The sequence below is a fragment of the Xenorhabdus bakwenae genome, from assembly GCF_030272115.1.
Lineage (GTDB): Bacteria > Pseudomonadota > Gammaproteobacteria > Enterobacterales > Enterobacteriaceae > Xenorhabdus > Xenorhabdus bakwenae.
This window is the reverse complement of the sequence record NZ_CP119194.1, coordinates 3,275,873-3,292,129: the sequence shown is the minus strand read 5'-3', so window position 1 is coordinate 3,292,129 and position 16,257 is coordinate 3,275,873. Positions and strand designations below refer to the sequence as shown.

At 44.0% G+C, this 16,257-nt stretch carries 9 protein-coding genes; 5 read left to right on the top strand and 4 right to left on the bottom strand.

Going from position 1 to position 16,257, the window contains the following annotated elements:
• Positions 1 to 175 precede the first annotated feature (175 nt).
• Positions 176 to 2,890, bottom strand: coding sequence for an HTH-type transcriptional regulator MalT (gene malT / locus PXH59_RS16395; protein ID WP_285809193.1), 2,715 nt, complete (start codon positions 2,888 to 2,890; stop codon positions 176 to 178).
• 380 nt (positions 2,891 to 3,270) lie between these two features.
• Here malT and malP point away from each other — a divergent pair, with 380 nt between their 5' ends.
• Both malP and malQ read left to right on the top strand, forming a co-directional pair.
• Positions 3,271 to 5,733, top strand: a complete 2,463-nt coding sequence (gene malP / locus PXH59_RS16390; RefSeq protein ID WP_285809192.1) for a maltodextrin phosphorylase — start codon at positions 3,271 to 3,273, stop codon at positions 5,731 to 5,733.
• A gap of 9 nt (positions 5,734 to 5,742) precedes the next feature.
• A complete protein-coding gene (malQ, locus tag PXH59_RS16385) occupies positions 5,743 to 7,887 on the top strand; it encodes a 4-alpha-glucanotransferase (protein WP_285809191.1) in 2,145 nt (714 codons plus the stop codon).
• A 190-nt stretch (positions 7,888 to 8,077) separates the two neighbouring features.
• Here the strand turns inward: malQ and malG are convergent, their stop codons facing one another.
• The 3 genes from malG to malE form a co-directional block, all read right to left on the bottom strand.
• Positions 8,078 to 8,968 carry a maltose ABC transporter permease MalG gene (malG, locus tag PXH59_RS16380; protein ID WP_047771047.1) on the bottom strand — a complete coding sequence of 297 codons (891 nt, stop codon included), beginning with the start codon at positions 8,966 to 8,968 and terminating at the stop codon, positions 8,078 to 8,080.
• 12 nt (positions 8,969 to 8,980) lie between these two features.
• Positions 8,981 to 10,537 (bottom strand): maltose ABC transporter permease MalF, encoded by a 1,557-nt coding sequence (malF, locus tag PXH59_RS16375; RefSeq protein WP_285809190.1) that lies wholly within the window; start codon positions 10,535 to 10,537, stop codon positions 8,981 to 8,983.
• Positions 10,538 to 10,626: 89 nt separating this feature from the next.
• Positions 10,627 to 11,826: a maltose/maltodextrin ABC transporter substrate-binding protein MalE gene (gene malE / locus PXH59_RS16370; RefSeq protein WP_285809189.1), complete on the bottom strand. Its 1,200-nt coding sequence runs from the start codon at positions 11,824 to 11,826 to the stop codon at positions 10,627 to 10,629.
• 427 nt (positions 11,827 to 12,253) lie between these two features.
• Here malE and malK point away from each other — a divergent pair, with 427 nt between their 5' ends.
• From malK to malM, 3 genes are read left to right on the top strand one after another with little or no spacing between them, the layout of a single operon-like run.
• The gene (gene malK, locus PXH59_RS16365; protein ID WP_285809188.1) at positions 12,254 to 13,363 is read left to right on the top strand and encodes a maltose/maltodextrin ABC transporter ATP-binding protein MalK; all 1,110 of its coding nucleotides are present in this window, start codon (positions 12,254 to 12,256) and stop codon (positions 13,361 to 13,363) included.
• Positions 13,364 to 13,397: 34 nt separating this feature from the next.
• Positions 13,398 to 14,657, top strand: a complete 1,260-nt coding sequence (locus tag PXH59_RS16360) for a maltoporin (RefSeq protein WP_047771051.1) — start codon at positions 13,398 to 13,400, stop codon at positions 14,655 to 14,657.
• The gene (gene malM, locus PXH59_RS16355; protein WP_285809187.1) at positions 14,657 to 15,613 is read left to right on the top strand and encodes a maltose operon protein MalM; all 957 of its coding nucleotides are present in this window, start codon (positions 14,657 to 14,659) and stop codon (positions 15,611 to 15,613) included. Before PXH59_RS16360 ends, malM begins: the two co-directional genes overlap by 1 nt.
• The last annotated feature ends 644 nt before the right edge of the window (positions 15,614 to 16,257 follow it).

The window sequence follows — 16,257 nt, the reverse complement described above, 5'->3', positions numbered from 1 at the left end:
CGACTGTGATGAGACTAGATTATGCTCATTGAAATTTTATTTCGATCACATAAATGCCATAAAAAACATTATGCAAAATTAAAATTTAATTTAAATTTTTAAAATCATGCAGTTATTTATTAATACTTATTAAATGTATTAAATACAGAAAAAATCACGTTTAGAAATTAGCAATTTAAACCCCCAATCCCATCATTCGCATTAATTTCCGGGCCTGTTGAATGGCCTCTTGTCGATGAGCAATTCCCATTTTTTGGTATAAATTACGTATATGCGTTTTTATCGTGGTCGCTGCCACATCCAGTTCTGTCGCAATTTGATCGTTACTGTAACCAGAATAAATTAACCCCAGCACCTGCCATTCACGCTGAGTGAGTGGACTATTACGGATAAGCTCAGGCACGTCAGGATGAGTGAGTAGTTGTTCTACAAACGTTTCGTCAAAATGGGCAAATTTATGCCGGTGCTGTCGATTGATTTCCCGGAGAATACGCTGTGCTCTATGCTGTTCCATTTCAGGCAAGATATTCAGTTGGATAAGCTGGCGCAATTGCAAAGCCATCAACTCACCTTCAATAACAAAATGGCTGATGAACCCTGTGCAGTTAGCCAAATTCAACGCTTCCATCAACACATCCTGAGCCTCAGCCTTACGTCCAAGCTGCCAATAAAGCAAATTACACAACAGAAGATTACGATTCAAATCGCTGACCAATGCCAATTTTCTGGCATATTCATTCAGTTTCACCAGAATAGATTCAGCTTCCTCATGCTGATCCAGTAAGATTTTAGCCCGTGCAATATTGCGCCATTGATTTTGATTGAAATGGTTACAAAAGCTCTCTGGTTGCTCTGCCTGTATCAACCATTGAGTCAAGGAATCACTATCTTCTAAAGTCTGCCAAATAATGACACGCAACTCGTCAGTGTTCGTTCGCCAATCGCGGTGATACTGCCCATTACTCAGTAAATTTTCACAACGGGTCAAGTAACGGCGAGCGTTATCAATATCACCCCGGACCAAAGAACATTTCGCCAGTTGGGTAAGACATTGTAATTGCTGCTGTGGCTGGTAATTGTCCAACACTTCCAACCCTTGACGCGCCGCCTCTTCTGAGTCATCAATTCTAGCCCAACACCACAAAAGTTGTGAACGTATCCTCAGCAAAAACTCATGCATCGGCAACTGTTCCAGATGCTGCTCACGGATTAAATCAAAAGCATGGGATTGGGTATCATAAGCCGCCTGCAAATAACCTTGTGCCAGTAAAATTTCACTTTGTTGCAATAACGCCCATAAAGCATAGTGATAAACATGACAAAGGCGGGCAAGCTGCTCCGTTTGCTTCATTAATGTCAATGCGCTGACCAACTGACCATTGCAATGCAATAATTCCCCTTTTACTGACATCGCCACAATACGGCCATATTGATTATTTGGCAGTAAATTTGCTAACGCCTTTTCGGCCAACGCCTCAGCATCGGCGGGCCGTCCATCATTCATCGCCACTTGCGCTCTCAGAGCATCAAACTCTGCCAGTAATTCCGGTTCGATGGCGATTTGCTTCTGCTTTAGTGATTGCTCTGCCTGATTCAATAATGCATTGACCTCATAGTAGCGATGCTGGCTTTGTGCCAGCCACGCTTGCAACAGTACCAGGCGAGGACTTTCCAGCAGCTGTTCATACGGCAGTGCATTCATACACTCTCCCAACAGGGAAAGTTTACTGTGGTTAAATAACTCCCAGGCATGTTGCAACAAAATATCCCGTAACAAAATAGTATCTCCCGCTGCCAGGGCGTGATGAATAGCCTCCCCGGGATATCCCTGCATCAGCCATCCTTGCACGGCGGCTCGATGTAATTCGGGCAATTTTGCCGCCATTTCCCATTGGCAACGTTGGCGAAGAAATGAAGCAAACAAAGGATGAAAGCAGAACCACTCACCAGAATCATCCATTCGCTGAATAAACAATCCCTGCCGTTCAATGTCTTCCAGACGTTGCTGACCGTTTTCTTCTCCCGTCAGGCAGGTTATCAGCCCATCATTCATGGAGCGCAGGATAGAACTATGCAACAAGAAATTCCGCGTCTTCTGATCCACTCGGTTTAAAACTTCATCTACAAGGTAATCAGCAAGGTGGCTGGCATTAATTCCCGCAAGGCGCTTTGCTGAACTTTCCGTCGTATTACCGGATTGACGGGCAGAAAGGGCAATCAGTTGCAAGGCCGTTGCCCACCCAGCAACGTCATTACATAACTGTTCGCAGTGTTCAGGCGCCAATGGATTGGCTAACCGCTTGGCAAAAAATTGTTGTGTTTCCTGATAATCAAAAGCCAACTGCTGACTATCAACCTCCAATAACTGTTCACGCACGCGTAAGTTGGCAATTCCCAACGAGGGCAAATGGCGTGATAGCACCACTAATGTTAAATTTTCGGGTTGGTGGCGGAGAAAAAAGCGCATTGCTTCATGAATAATCCCATTCACGATCAGATGATAATCATCAATCACCAAAAAAATCGGTTGCTGCCATTCGTTAAGCTCAATAAATAACTGCGCAAACAGTGTAGATAAGCTGGCATATTGATGTTTCTGGGCCAGTATCTCACTTTTCACACAGTGTCCCTGCGTTGCCTGCTGAATGGCTGCAATCAGATAGCTAGCGAAACGTTCTGGCTGGTTGTCACTATCATCAAGAGAATACCACCCTAGATGATCCTGTCCGGCAGCCCATTGTGACATCAAGGTCGTTTTGCCATACCCGGCGGGACTGGTTATCAATACCAGTCGATAATCCTGAATTTCATTGAACTTTTCCAACAGACGCTCCCGCATAACCATATTATTGAGTCGAAGGGGGCGACTGAGTTTCGATGGGATAAGCATTAAATTTCTCCCCTCACACGCAATGAATAAAAGCAACGAATAAAAGCAACGAATAAAACTGATACCGGAATTCTGTTTGACACGATTAAGTCACTTACACATTAACATTCCTTTACGACCAACAAATGTAGAGAAACGCCCATCTTTTGCAAACAAGTTGATTAATTTCATTGTGTTAAATTGCACCTTGTCACATTCTTTGGGTGCAACCTTGCTATTTTTCTATGAAATTGCGAAAAAGCTCGAAAGAAATAGCTACGCCCTTGCGCTCCTCCCTGCGAATATTTTCACGGGATGATGTTTCCCAAGCCACTAACCTTCAGCATATCCCTGTAAATAATTATCTAAACTTTCCTCAGTCAGTGACAGGATGCAACGCCATGCAACTATCCACATTAAAATCATCGACATTAAATCAAGAACCCACATTAGATAAAAACCCGAAACTCGATAACGCTTTATTTCAGGCCGCACTCACACGCCAGTGGCAATATTTCGGTCTCAACGCAGCTCAGGAAATGACGCCACATCAGTGGTGGCAGGCCATTAGCGCAGCCGTATCAGAATTACTCCCCCTATCCCATCAGCAAAACCGTGCCAATCCATCCTCTGACAATCAACGCCACGTGAACTATATCTCGATGGAATTTCTGATAGGCCGACTGACAGCCAACAATTTATTGAATCTTGGTTGGTATAACGATATTCAGTCTTATCTGGCAGAAAATGGCATCATTTTGAGTGACGTGCTGGAAGAAGAAACCGATCCCGCATTGGGCAATGGTGGGTTAGGAAGGCTAGCAGCCTGTTTTCTCGACTCAATGGCAACGCTCAATCAACCTGCTATCGGGTATGGTCTCAATTATCAATATGGTCTTTTCCGCCAATCCTTTGAAAATGGGCAACAAATTGAAACACCTGATAATTGGGAACGCGAGTCCTACCCATGGTTTCGCCATAACACGCAATTAAAAGTCAGCGTCAGTTTTGGTGGCGAAATCGTGACAACGGCCGATGGTCATGAAACCTGGGTTCCCGCATTTAGCCTGATTGGTGAAGCCTGGGATTTACCCGTGATTGGGTATAATAATGGGGTAACCCAACCACTTCGTTTGTGGCAGGCAACCTACGATACCCCCTTTGATCTGTCACTTTTCAATGACGGGCAGTTCCTGCATGCCGAACAACAAGGCATTGAAGCCGCCAGTCTGACCAAAGTTCTCTACCCGAATGATAATCATCAGGCAGGTAAACGACTGCGCCTGATGCAACAATATTTCCAGTGTGCTTGTGCCGTGGCAGATATTCTGCGCCGCCATCAGCAGGCAGGGCGAAAAATAGAAGCGCTAGCACAATACGAAGTTATCCAGCTTAATGATACTCATCCCACTATCGCAATCCCTGAAATGATGCGTCTTCTGCTTGATGAATACCAGTTAAGTTGGGAAACCGCATGGGAAATCACAGGAAAAACTTTCGCCTATACCAACCATACTTTGCTGCCAGAGGGCCTGGAACGTTGGGATGAACAATTGATGAGTGCACTTCTGCCACGCCATCATCGCATCATCCAGGAAATCAACCGACGCTTTAAAACAACCGTGGAACAAATTTGGCCTGATAACCGACAAATCTGGGAAAAATTGGCAGTTATCCATGACAATCAAGTCAGAATGGCTAATCTGTGTGTTGTCGCCTGCTTTGCCGTCAACGGGGTCGCAGCCCTGCATTCATCCTTGATCGTGACAGATCTGTTCCCTGAGTATCATCAACTGTGGCCAACTAAATTCCACAATGTGACTAATGGTGTCACTCCTCGTCGTTGGTTAAAACAGTGTAACCCTGCACTCTCTTCATTAATTGACCAAACATTAGGCCATGATTGGGTAAATGATCTGGCTGCCTTAGAACAAATCGAATCTTATGCCGATGATTCAGCTTTCCGCGAAACTTATCGCGCGGTTAAGCAAGATAACAAAATTCGCCTGTCTAACTATGTCAATAAGGTCATGGGGCTGAAAATTGATCCTAACGCCATTTTCGATATTCAGATAAAACGTCTGCATGAATACAAACGTCAACACCTGAACCTGCTCCATATCTTGTCACTTTATCGGCAAATTCAGGAAAATCCGGCCTTAGATATTCATCCTCGTGTTTTCCTGTTCGGTGCCAAAGCAGCGCCCGGTTACTATCTGGCTAAAAACATCATCTCGGCCATCAATCATGCCGCTGAAAAGATCAATCATGATCCAATCGTCCGTGATCGCATCAAAATTGCTTTTATCCCCGATTACAATGTTTCCGCTGCGGAACTGATGATCCCAGCGGCTGATGTATCAGAGCAAATCTCTACCGCAGGCAAAGAAGCCTCCGGTACAGGCAATATGAAGTTAGCCTTAAATGGCGCACTCACTATTGGAACACTGGATGGTGCGAATGTCGAAATCGCCGAACACGTCGGAAATGACAATATCTTTATTTTCGGCAAGACCGTGGAAGAAGCTAAGGCCTTACTGAACAGCGGATACAATCCGCAAGATATCCTTCAGCAGGATCACCATCTAAAAGCTATCCTTGACTCTCTCGCCAAGGGTGAGTTCAGCCATGGAGATGCGCACGCGTTTAATCTTATGTTACATAGCCTGACTGACGGCGGTGACCCTTATTTAGTGCTGGCTGATTTTGCCTCTTATTGCCACGCCCACCAGCAAATTGACACTCGATATCGCGATGCCCAAAGCTGGACACGCAGTACTGTACTCAATACCGCCCGAATGGGTAACTTTAGTTCTGACCGCGCTATTCAGGATTATCAACAACGTATCTGGCAAACTAACTAGGGGTTTTGTATGGAAAAAAAATGCCTCAATGATTTGGCAACTGAGGCCGGCATTGTCAGCGAATATATTAATGCCTATGGGAAACCTCAGGCGATCCCTGCTGAAATCAGGTATCGGATATTGGAAGCCATGAGTACAGATATACCGGTCGGGAGGCCGGTTTCTCATTTACGCGCTTCCCCCTTACCTAATGTTAAGGTGGTTATTCAGGAACAAAGAATAATCCTGCCTCTGGAGGATACAAATAATTACCAGTGGCAGATACACGCTGAGCAAGGGCAGATATTTCAGGGTTACTGCCAACATCAGCTCACGTTGCCTGCCAATCTCCCCCTGGGATACCACACGCTGAACTTGATATCGGAGGCGAAACCAGAAACTGGCGCTTGGCAATACTCGACACAACTTATTGTTGCCCCTAAACGTTGTTACGAACCCGATGCCATAACACGTGGAGAAAAACTTTGGGGGGCTTGTGTCCAGCTCTATACCCTGAGATCAGAAAATAACTGGGGAATTGGTGATTTTGGCGACCTGAAATATATGCTGCAAGAACTGGCACTGCGTGGTGGGGCCTTTGTTGGCCTGAACCCTCTTCATGCCATCTACCCGGCAATGCCTGAAAACGCCAGCCCTTACAGTCCGTCTTCCCGCCACTGGCTCAATATCATCTATATTGCTGTAAATCAGATAGACGACTTTAATTGTAGCGCCGAAGCACAAAAGTGGTGGCATTCAGCGGAAACACAATCCAAACTCCAGCAAGCCCGTCAGGCAGAATGGGTTGATTACACCACAGTAATATCTCTAAAAATGGCTGCATTGCATCTGACTTATCCGCAATTTAAGCGCCGCTCTGGCGATGATCCCCAACAGATCGCTTTCCAACAGTTTGTGACCAAAGGAGGCAAAAATCTTTATTATCAAGCTGCTTATGATGCCCTACACCATAAGTTATATGGGGAAAATAATGTCTATTGGGGCTGGCCTGTATGGCCGGAAGAATACCGTGAACCAGAAAATGACGCGGTTAAGGCATTCTGCCATTCATATCCACAGGAGATAGCGTTTTTCCTTTGGCTACAGTGGGTAGCTGATACCCAGCTTGCTGAGTGCTTCACTACCAGCCAAACCCATCACATGCCAATTGGTATTTACCGTGATCTTGCCGTTGGTGTTGCACAAGGGGGTTCAGAAACCTGGTGTAACCGAAGCATCTATTGCACTAAAGCATCCGTCGGAGCGCCCCCCGATATTCTGGGACCACTGGGGCAAAATTGGGGACTTCCGCCAATGAATCCCCATGTATTAAAAACTCAGGCCTATCAACCTTTCATTGAATTATTGCGCAGCAATATGCGTCATTGCGGTGCATTACGCATCGATCATGTGATGTCACTGCTCAGACTCTGGTGGATACCACAAGGAGAAACTGCCGACAAAGGCGTTTATGTCCATTACCCGGTTGACGATCTGCTGGCAATATTGGCGTTGGAAAGCCAGCGCAATCATTGCCTGGTGATAGGCGAAGATTTAGGTATTGTGCCAGAAGAAATTGTCGATAAGTTACGGGACAGAGGTGTTTATTCCTATAAGGTATTTTATTTCGAACGCAATGAGCAAGGTGAATACCGCTCTCCCGATGAATATCCCGTGCAAGCGATGGCAACCATTACTACCCATGACTTACCTACTTTACGCGGATTCTGGCAAAATAAAGATCTCACCTTAGGAGAAGATATCGGTTTATACCCTGATAAAGCTCTTCTTGCTGATTTATATTCGGAACGTAAACGCTGCAAGCAAGCGTTATTAACCAGTTTAAACCGTCACGGCTATTTATCAGTAGAATCGCTCAAGACAGATATCTTCTCCTCGTTGCAGGGAACGGCATCACTGAAACAAACAGAATATCCGATGTCACATGTTATAAATCAAAGCATACACCGCTATATAGCTCATAGCGCCTGTGCCTTATTAGGATTACAACCTGAAGATTGGCTGGATATGGAACACCCCGTTAATATTCCTGGCACAACAGAGGAATATCCCAACTGGCGACGAAAACTTACCGCAACATTGGAAACTATGTTTGTGGATGCTCATATCAATGACTTGTTACAAACAATCGGAGAGTGCCGAAAACAGGGTTAATAACTTACTGAGCTAACAGCTATACTCGATAAACGTCAAATTGCAATCCGCCAGACGACGCGAGGCCCTATATTTCCCCCGCTGCGCGGGGAAATATAACACGCATCTTGAAGTTGGATTGGTATATATGTAGCCAAGTAGCCAGAAAACGCCCCAATCATATATAGCTAAATATGATTGGGGGAGAGGATCAGCCTTTCACGCCTCCCGACGTTAGCCCACCGACTAACCAACGTTGGGCAAGTAAGAAAACCGCCGTGATAGGGATAGCAGAAAGCACAGCCGCAGCAGCAAAATCCCCCCAGAGATAGTTCTGTGGGTGAAGATATTGCTGCATTCCCACTGCCAGCGTGTAATTGTCCACATCACGTAATAATAGAGATGCAACAGGTACTTCGGTAATCACGCCAATAAACGACAAAATAAATACGACAGCCAATATAGGTACAGAAAGTGGCAACAGTATCAAACGGAAAATTTGCCACGATGTCGCCCCATCCAACATAGCGGCTTCTTCCAGAGAACGATCTATCGTTTCGAAATAACCTTTTATCGTCCATACATGCAGAGCAATTCCGCCCAAATAGGCGAAAATCACACCACCGTGGGTATTGAGACCAAGAAAAGGAATATATTCTCCCAATCTATCAAACAAGGCATATAGTGCCACCAAAGAAAGTACCGCCGGAAACATTTGAAAAATCAACATCGCTTTGAGTAAGGTACTTTTTCCACGAAAGCGCATTCGAGCAAATGCATAAGCACACGTCGTTGATAATGCCACAATGCCAGCGGCAGTAATCAAGGCAACCTTGACAGAATTCCAAAGCCATTGCATGACCGGAAATGGGGGAAGCATGACGTGTCCATCAGCAGACTCCACGCTATAACCAAGTGCCAGCTTCCAGTGTTCCCATGAAACGGTGTCTGGAATCAGGTTGCCCGTAGCAAAATTACCCGGACGCAAAGAAATAGCAATGACCATCAGCAGAGGAAACAAAATCGTGGCAATAAAAGCCAGCATTAATACATGTGTTCCCCATACCCGCCATCGTTGCGATTTGGGTTGTACCATCGCCATCTTCTTTTCTCCTTAATCAAATTTCATGCGGGCAGTTTTCAAATTGATGATGGCCAATGCACCCACCAATAAGAAGATCAATGTTGCAATTGCTGCGGCCAGACCAAAATCCTGCCCACCACCACCTTCAAATGCGATACGGTAGGTATAATTCACTAAAAGATCGGTATAACCCGCTGGGGTCGATGTACCAATATGATCAGGTTTACCCGTGGTTAACAATTGAATCAGGACAAAGTTATTAAAATTAAAAGCAAAACTGGCAATCATCAACGGCGTTAATGGCTTAATCAATAATGGAAAAGTAATTTTGGTGAAATTCTGCCACGGCCCTGCGCCATCAAGTGCTGATGCCTCATAAAGATCATCAGGGATAGATTTCAGCAAGCCCATGCAAAGAATCATCATATAGGGATAACCCAACCACATATTTACAATAATCAACATGGTTCGAGCCAATGTCGGATCTGTAAACCAATCCGGTTTAAAACCAAACAACCCATTTAGCACCAGATTAATTTCACCAAAACTCTGGTTAAACAATCCCTTGAAAATCAGAATGGAAATAAACGAAGGAACAGCATAAGGTAAAATAAGCAGTACACGGTAAATCGCTCGTCCCTTAAGCGCTTCCCACTGTACAATGCACGCGAGAGCCATCCCCAGGGTAACCGTCAATGCCACGGTCGCCAGGGAGAAAACCATTGTCCAGACAAAAATGGACAGAAAAGGTTTTTGGATACCTTCATCCTGTATCACCCGTAAGAAGTTTTTCCAACCAATAGAAACCGTAAATCCAGGACTTAACGTTTCCTTAGTCCATTCTCCTTCAACATTAATGGATTGGTAGAACCCCGTATCCATATTCGGCTGGTATCGTATGCCAGTTTGTTTATCGGTCAGTGTAATCCCATCTTCATCAAGGGAATAAAGAGGGTTTATAGCAGAGAACTGACGTAAGGAACTCATTCTCAGTTTACTGCCATCAGGAAGAACGACTACCAATTGATTCAATGCCTGCCGATATTGCGTAATAGTACGTAATGTCGCAGCATTGCCTTCAAATTTTTTCTCCTGTTCATGAAGAGACAGAATAATTTCTTCCGTTCCCGCAAGAGAAAAAGGCTCAGATACTAATAAGTGGGTGCTATCAGGAGCGCTCAAAGCCAAAACCCACTGTTCAGATACCGGATAGAGTTTGAAATTAAATGGTTCCCCTGTCTGATAGTGGCGACTCATTAATACCGTTTGAGCACGTTCAAAAGTTAACTGGTTGGTATTACTGTAATTTGTAAAAGCAATAGCAATCGTGCAGATAAGCGGAAACAGTATAAATATCCCTATTCCAGCAATCCCAGGATAGGTATAGCGCCAAACATATGCTTTCCGGTTAGAAAAAACATAGATACCGCTTCCCAGTAATACCAGTGTCACCATAGCAAACAGGTACTCTCCCTGTGCATACATCAGCACAACCAGATAACCTGTAAAAAGTAGGCAAATACCTACAGCAAACCATTTCAGGGCAGGATGCTGCCACCATACTGTTTTTTCTAATGTCGCTGACATCTTGCACTTCCTGTTACCAACAATTGTGACTATCCAACATCATCACAATAAGAGCTAAGGCTCCTTAAACTCAGGAGCCTGTCACTCGTTTATTTTGTCATTCTCGCTTCAGCATCATTAAGGGCAGCATCTATTGTCTGACGCCCACTGACCGTGTTAAGAACAGCGCTACGCATTGCGTACCAGAAACTACTCATTTGGGAAATATTCGGCATAATTTCGCCGTTTTGGGCATTTGCCATCGTGGCCGCAATACGTGGATCTTTCGCCAGGATCTCCTGATAGGATTTCAAAGCCACCGCTCCCAGTGGTTTATCTTTGTCCATCGTTGCCAACCCTTCATTGGTAAGCAGATAATTTTCCAAAAATTCTTTGGCTAACTCTTTATTAGGACTGGCCACATTAATTCCCGCAGTTAAAATGCCAACAAAAGGTTTAGAGGGTTTTCCTTTAAAGGTTGGTAATAGGGTAACGCCGTAATTGATCTTACTTTTATCGACATTCGCCCATGCCCAGGGACCATTAATCGTCATTGCTGCTTTACCTTTATTAAAGGCAGCTTCAGCGATGGAGTAATCGATATCGGCATTGAGATGTTTATTTTTGACTAAATCAACCAGAAATTTCAGCCCCGCTTTAGAACCCGTATTATTCACTCCGCTGTCTTTAACATTATAAGTACCGTTCTCTGCCTTGTAGGCATATCCACCATCAGCAGCAATCAGCGGCCAAGTAAAATACGGTTCCTGCAAATTGAACATCAGTGCACTTTTATTTTGCTTTTTCAGCTCATTATCCAAGGCAGGGATTTCTTCCCATGTTTTAGGCGGAGATTTAATCAAGTCTTTATTGTAGATAAGAGAAAGGGCTTCAACTGCGACAGGGTATCCTACTAATTTTCCGTCATAACGAACGGCATCCCATGTAAAGGGAAATAGCTTATCAATAAATGACTTATCAGGCGTGATTTCAGCAACTAACCCTGACTGTGCATAGCCACCAAAGCGATCATGTGCCCAGAAAATAATATCCGGCCCATCTCCACTGGCTGCAATCTGGGGATATTTCTCTTCCAGTTTGTCAGGATGCTCAACGGTGACAGGAATCCCCGTTTCTTTTGCAAATTTCTCACCAACCTGTGCCAGTCCGTTATAACCTTTATCACCATTGATCCAAATGACCAACTTTCCTTCTTCCGGTTTTGCAAAAACCGAAGCAGACAATACACATGTTGTTAAAACGGAAAGCATCAGGGTACGAGTCCCTACTTTTAAAATTTTCTTGGTCATCATTCCGCCTTTTTCATTTGTTAGTTCAAGATAATTATCTTTGTTACATCACGATAAAATGGCACCAGTGTGCAATCAATGTAAAAAAGACTCATCCTCCCTAGTCCTACGCCTCATACCGTACGAGTGTGAACTGGCTTACAAAAATAATTAAAATCAGTACGTTAACATCAAGTCAGCATCCTTTTTTGCGATTTAAATCACATCTTACCTGACAATTTTCTTCTTTCTTTCTCAATCGTATTAATCTCGTCCTCCTGGCTCCTCCACCACTAAAAATTCTGGGATGGAGGATTTTCGCGCCTGTTATTTTATACACAATCCAACCATCAGTTTTTCAGTAAGTTTCTCGCTGCGACAAATAGAAAACGAAGACGAATCGGAAACGAACAAAAAACTGAGGTGGCAAATCCGAGGGAGGGAACAAATGTCTAGCGTCACATTCCACAATGTATCTAAATCATATGGTGAAACTGTCATCTCCAAAGATCTTAATCTTGATATTCAGGAAGGGGAATTCGTCGTATTTGTTGGCCCGTCGGGATGTGGGAAATCGACATTGCTAAGGATGATCGCAGGATTGGAAGACGTTACGTCCGGTGATTTGCTGATAGACGGAAAACGAATGAATGATGTTCCACCCGCCAAACGCAGCATCGGCATGGTTTTTCAATCTTATGCGCTGTATCCCCATCTTTCTGTTGCAGACAATATGTCATTCGGCATGAAGCTGGCGGGTGTCAAAAAAAGCGATATCCACAAACGAGTGCAACAAGTTGCAGAAACCCTCCAGCTTGCCCATTTACTGGAACGCCGTCCTAAGGCACTGTCCGGCGGCCAACGCCAGCGAGTCGCCATTGGCCGAACTCTCGTTGCTGAACCCAATATCTTTCTGCTGGATGAACCGCTTTCTAATCTGGATGCAGCTTTGCGTGTACAGATGAGAATTGAAATTTCACGTCTACACAAACGATTACAACGTACAATGGTCTATGTCACCCATGATCAAACCGAAGCCATGACTCTGGCAGATAAAATTGTGGTTCTGGATGGGGGCAATATTGCTCAGGTCGGTAAGCCACTTGAAATTTATCACTATCCTGCCAATCGCTTTGTCGCAGGTTTCATTGGTTCACCGAAAATGAATTTCCTGCCAGTCAAAGTCTCCGCGATTGCTGTTGATCAGGTACAGATCATCCTGCCTAACGGTCAGCCAGTCTGGTTGCCAGTTGAAAGCAAAGGGCTAACTGTCGGTAGTAATGTATCTTTGGGAATTCGCCCCGAACATCTTTTGCCTAATGATGTAGCCGATGTTACGTTAGAGGGGACAGTACAGATCGTGGAACAACTGGGGAACGAAACTCAGATTCACATCCGCATACCTGCCATTCATCAAAATTTGGTTTACCGCCAACCTGATATTGTTCTCGTTAAAGAAGGTGCAGATTTCTCTATCGGACTCGCTCCCCACCGATGTCATCTTTTCCGTGAAGATGGAACTGCATGTCAGCGTTTACATAAAGAACCCGGAATCTAGATCCGCGGCTATAAAAAATAACAGGAGAATCATTATGCGTATATTGTCTCTCTCATTGGCTATGCTAACTGGTTTATTTTCGATGCAAGCCCTTGCTGTTGACTTCCACGGTTATGCCCGTTCAGGTATTGGTTGGACAGGTAGTGGCGGTGAGCAAAAGTGTGCCAAAGCCACTGGTGCAGCAAGTAAATACCGTCTCGGCAACGAATGTGAAACCTACGCCGAACTTAAGTTAGGGCAAGAGTTATGGAAAGAAGGGAATAAAAGTTTCTATTTTGATACCAATTTAGCCTATTCCGTCAGTCAGCAAAAAGACTGGGAAGATACAAGACCTGGTTTTCGTGAAGTCAACGTGAAGGCAACCAATATTATTGATTGGCTGCCTGGTTCAACACTGTGGGCGGGTAAGCGTTTCTACCAGCGTCACGATGTACATATGATTGACTTCTATTACTGGGATATTTCCGGCCCTGGCGCAGGATTGGAAAATATTGACCTTGGGTTTGGTAAGCTTTCCTTCGCGGTGACCCGTAATACAGAAGCAGGCGGTTCATACGGATGGATTAATAATAACCGCACGGAGGCCCCAAATACTTCAAATGACATTTTTGATATACGGTTAGCCAACTTACCTGTCAATGCCGGTGGCACACTAGAGTTTGGTATCGATTATGGGCGTGCCAATACACGTAAGGGATACCAGCTTGATAAGCAAGCATCCAAAGAGGGTGTGATGCTGACTGCCGAACATACCCAAAGCCTGTTAGGTGGTTTCAACAAATTTGTCTTACAGTACGCAACTGATGCCATGACTTCCAGCGGTAATGGGCGTGCCGAAGGTGCTAATGTGAATAATGACGGGCATATGCTGCGCATCCTGAATCATGGTGCCATTAGTATCACCAAGAACTGGGATCTCATGTATGCCGCCATGTATCAAGACATTGACCTCGACAATAACAATGGCAACACATGGTACACCGTGGGTGTCCGCCCAATGTATAAGTGGACTCCGATAATGAGTACCTTAATGGAAGTGGGTTATGACCACGTGAAATCACAACGCACTAAGGAAAACAATAACCAGTTCAAGGTCACTCTGGCTCAACAGTGGCAAGCGGGTGACAGCATCTGGTCACGCCCGGCTATCCGTTTATTTACTTCTTACTCCAAATGGAATGAAAAATGGGGTTATGACGGCAGCATTGCCGCCAAAGATACAGCAGCCCATCAATTCAGTCGTGGGAACAGCGATGAGTTTACATTTGGTGCCCAATTTGAGGCTTGGTGGTAATGAAAAAGCAATTACTCTCACTTTGTCTCAGTGCCCTGCTCTGCAACTCAATTCCGGCGAGTTATGCTACATCAGACACTGCACTGTCTGACCCAGCAAAATCAGGCATAGAGACAACCAATTCTGCCCCAACGTTGTCTTTGCCAACCTTGCAGAAATTACAGTGGCAGCCCATTAATACTCATAGCACACAGACTCTTATTCTTGATAGCGCATCACAGCAGCTTAATGATGGTCATATCCAAGGTGCGGTAGCCACATTTGCTTTACCGGCCAATCAGGGTTCATTGGAAATCACTCTGAACAGTCTGATAAAAGATAAGCAAGTATACTCACCGAATGTTTTAGTCTTTGATGAACAACTCCACCCTGCGGCTTTCTATCCAAGCCACTACTTCCGCTATCAACAACCGAGTATTATGTCCACCGATAGACTTGAGGGTGTGTTAAAGCTGACACCGGCATTGGGACAACAACGAATTTATTTGCTGATTTATACCACCCGTTCTGATTTACAAACTTCGACACAAATGGTCGATCCTGCTAAAGCTTATGCTAAAGGTGTCGGTAATTCTGTGCCAGATATTCCAGATCCGATCGCTCGCCATACAGCAACAGGTACATTAACGTTAAAAGTACAATCAGAAAGCAATGCAAGCAACGTTCTGATAGGCCAGGTATTTTCTCCACCTGCACCTAAACCGATCACAGTTGGTTCTACACAAACAGTATTTACATCACCGATAAGAACAACCCCGGCCGATGTACCACAAACTAATGCCTCAGTAGTTAAACCTGTACTGAACGACACCGAACGGTATTTCAATGACGCTATCAAAAGAGCTATTAACCATGATGATGTTGATAAGGCATTGAAACTGTTAGATGAAGCAGAACGACTTGGGTCTCCAACTGCACGGGATACTTTTATCAATACGATAAAAAACAAAAAATAAATTTATTCATCAAATCATTATAGCGAGATATTTAACTTAAGAGCCTAAGGGAATAGGCTCTTAAAAGATATACGCGATAAACTTCAAGTTGCAATCCACAAGACGACGCGAGGCCTTATATTTCCCCGCTGCGCAGGGAAATATAATACGCATCTTGAAGTTGGATTGGTATACTAGTTCATTATCCTTATCAGATGAATTTTCATTGCATAGCATTACTAACATCATATTTACTTAAAGTAATCCATAAACCCTTTCTTATTCAGATAATCCTTTATTTTTACACGGAATTTATAAAACAAACATATAAACATTAGTAACAGTAAAATACCCAAAATCAACCTAGGAATTATGAATGAAAATATAATGCAGAATAAAATTCCTATGGAAAGTAATGAAACAGCAGTTTCCTTCATGGCAATCTTAAATATCCATGCAAAAAACCTGATAATGCACTTTATAATGCTATAAAAAACTTCCAATATTATTCCCAGAAAATCCATCACATCTATCCTCAGTAAAAAATATCATATTAGAGTATTCTCTTGCTATTTATAAATTAAATGATTTTACATCCTACATTCAATTATCGTGATATTACGATAAAGCCGAATTGGAAAAACAGATCAACAGCGCCAAGCAAG

What these genes read in the sequence shown, in the direction of transcription:
- malE (WP_285809189.1), bottom strand. Translation starts at nt 11,826, where the DNA reads ATGACCAAGAAAATTTTAAAAGTAGGGACTCGTACCCTGATGCTTTCC.
- malF (WP_285809190.1), bottom strand. Translation starts at nt 10,537, where the DNA reads ATGTCAGCGACATTAGAAAAAACAGTATGGTGGCAGCATCCTGCCCTG.
- malM (WP_285809187.1), top strand. Translation starts at nt 14,657, where the DNA reads ATGAAAAAGCAATTACTCTCACTTTGTCTCAGTGCCCTGCTCTGCAAC.
- malG (WP_047771047.1), bottom strand. Translation starts at nt 8,968, where the DNA reads ATGGCGATGGTACAACCCAAATCGCAACGATGGCGGGTATGGGGAACA.
- malQ (WP_285809191.1), top strand. Translation starts at nt 5,743, where the DNA reads ATGGAAAAAAAATGCCTCAATGATTTGGCAACTGAGGCCGGCATTGTC.
- malP (WP_285809192.1), top strand. Translation starts at nt 3,271, where the DNA reads ATGCAACTATCCACATTAAAATCATCGACATTAAATCAAGAACCCACA.
- malK (WP_285809188.1), top strand. Translation starts at nt 12,254, where the DNA reads ATGTCTAGCGTCACATTCCACAATGTATCTAAATCATATGGTGAAACT.
- malT (WP_285809193.1), bottom strand. Translation starts at nt 2,890, where the DNA reads ATGCTTATCCCATCGAAACTCAGTCGCCCCCTTCGACTCAATAATATG.
- PXH59_RS16360 (WP_047771051.1), top strand. Translation starts at nt 13,398, where the DNA reads ATGCGTATATTGTCTCTCTCATTGGCTATGCTAACTGGTTTATTTTCG.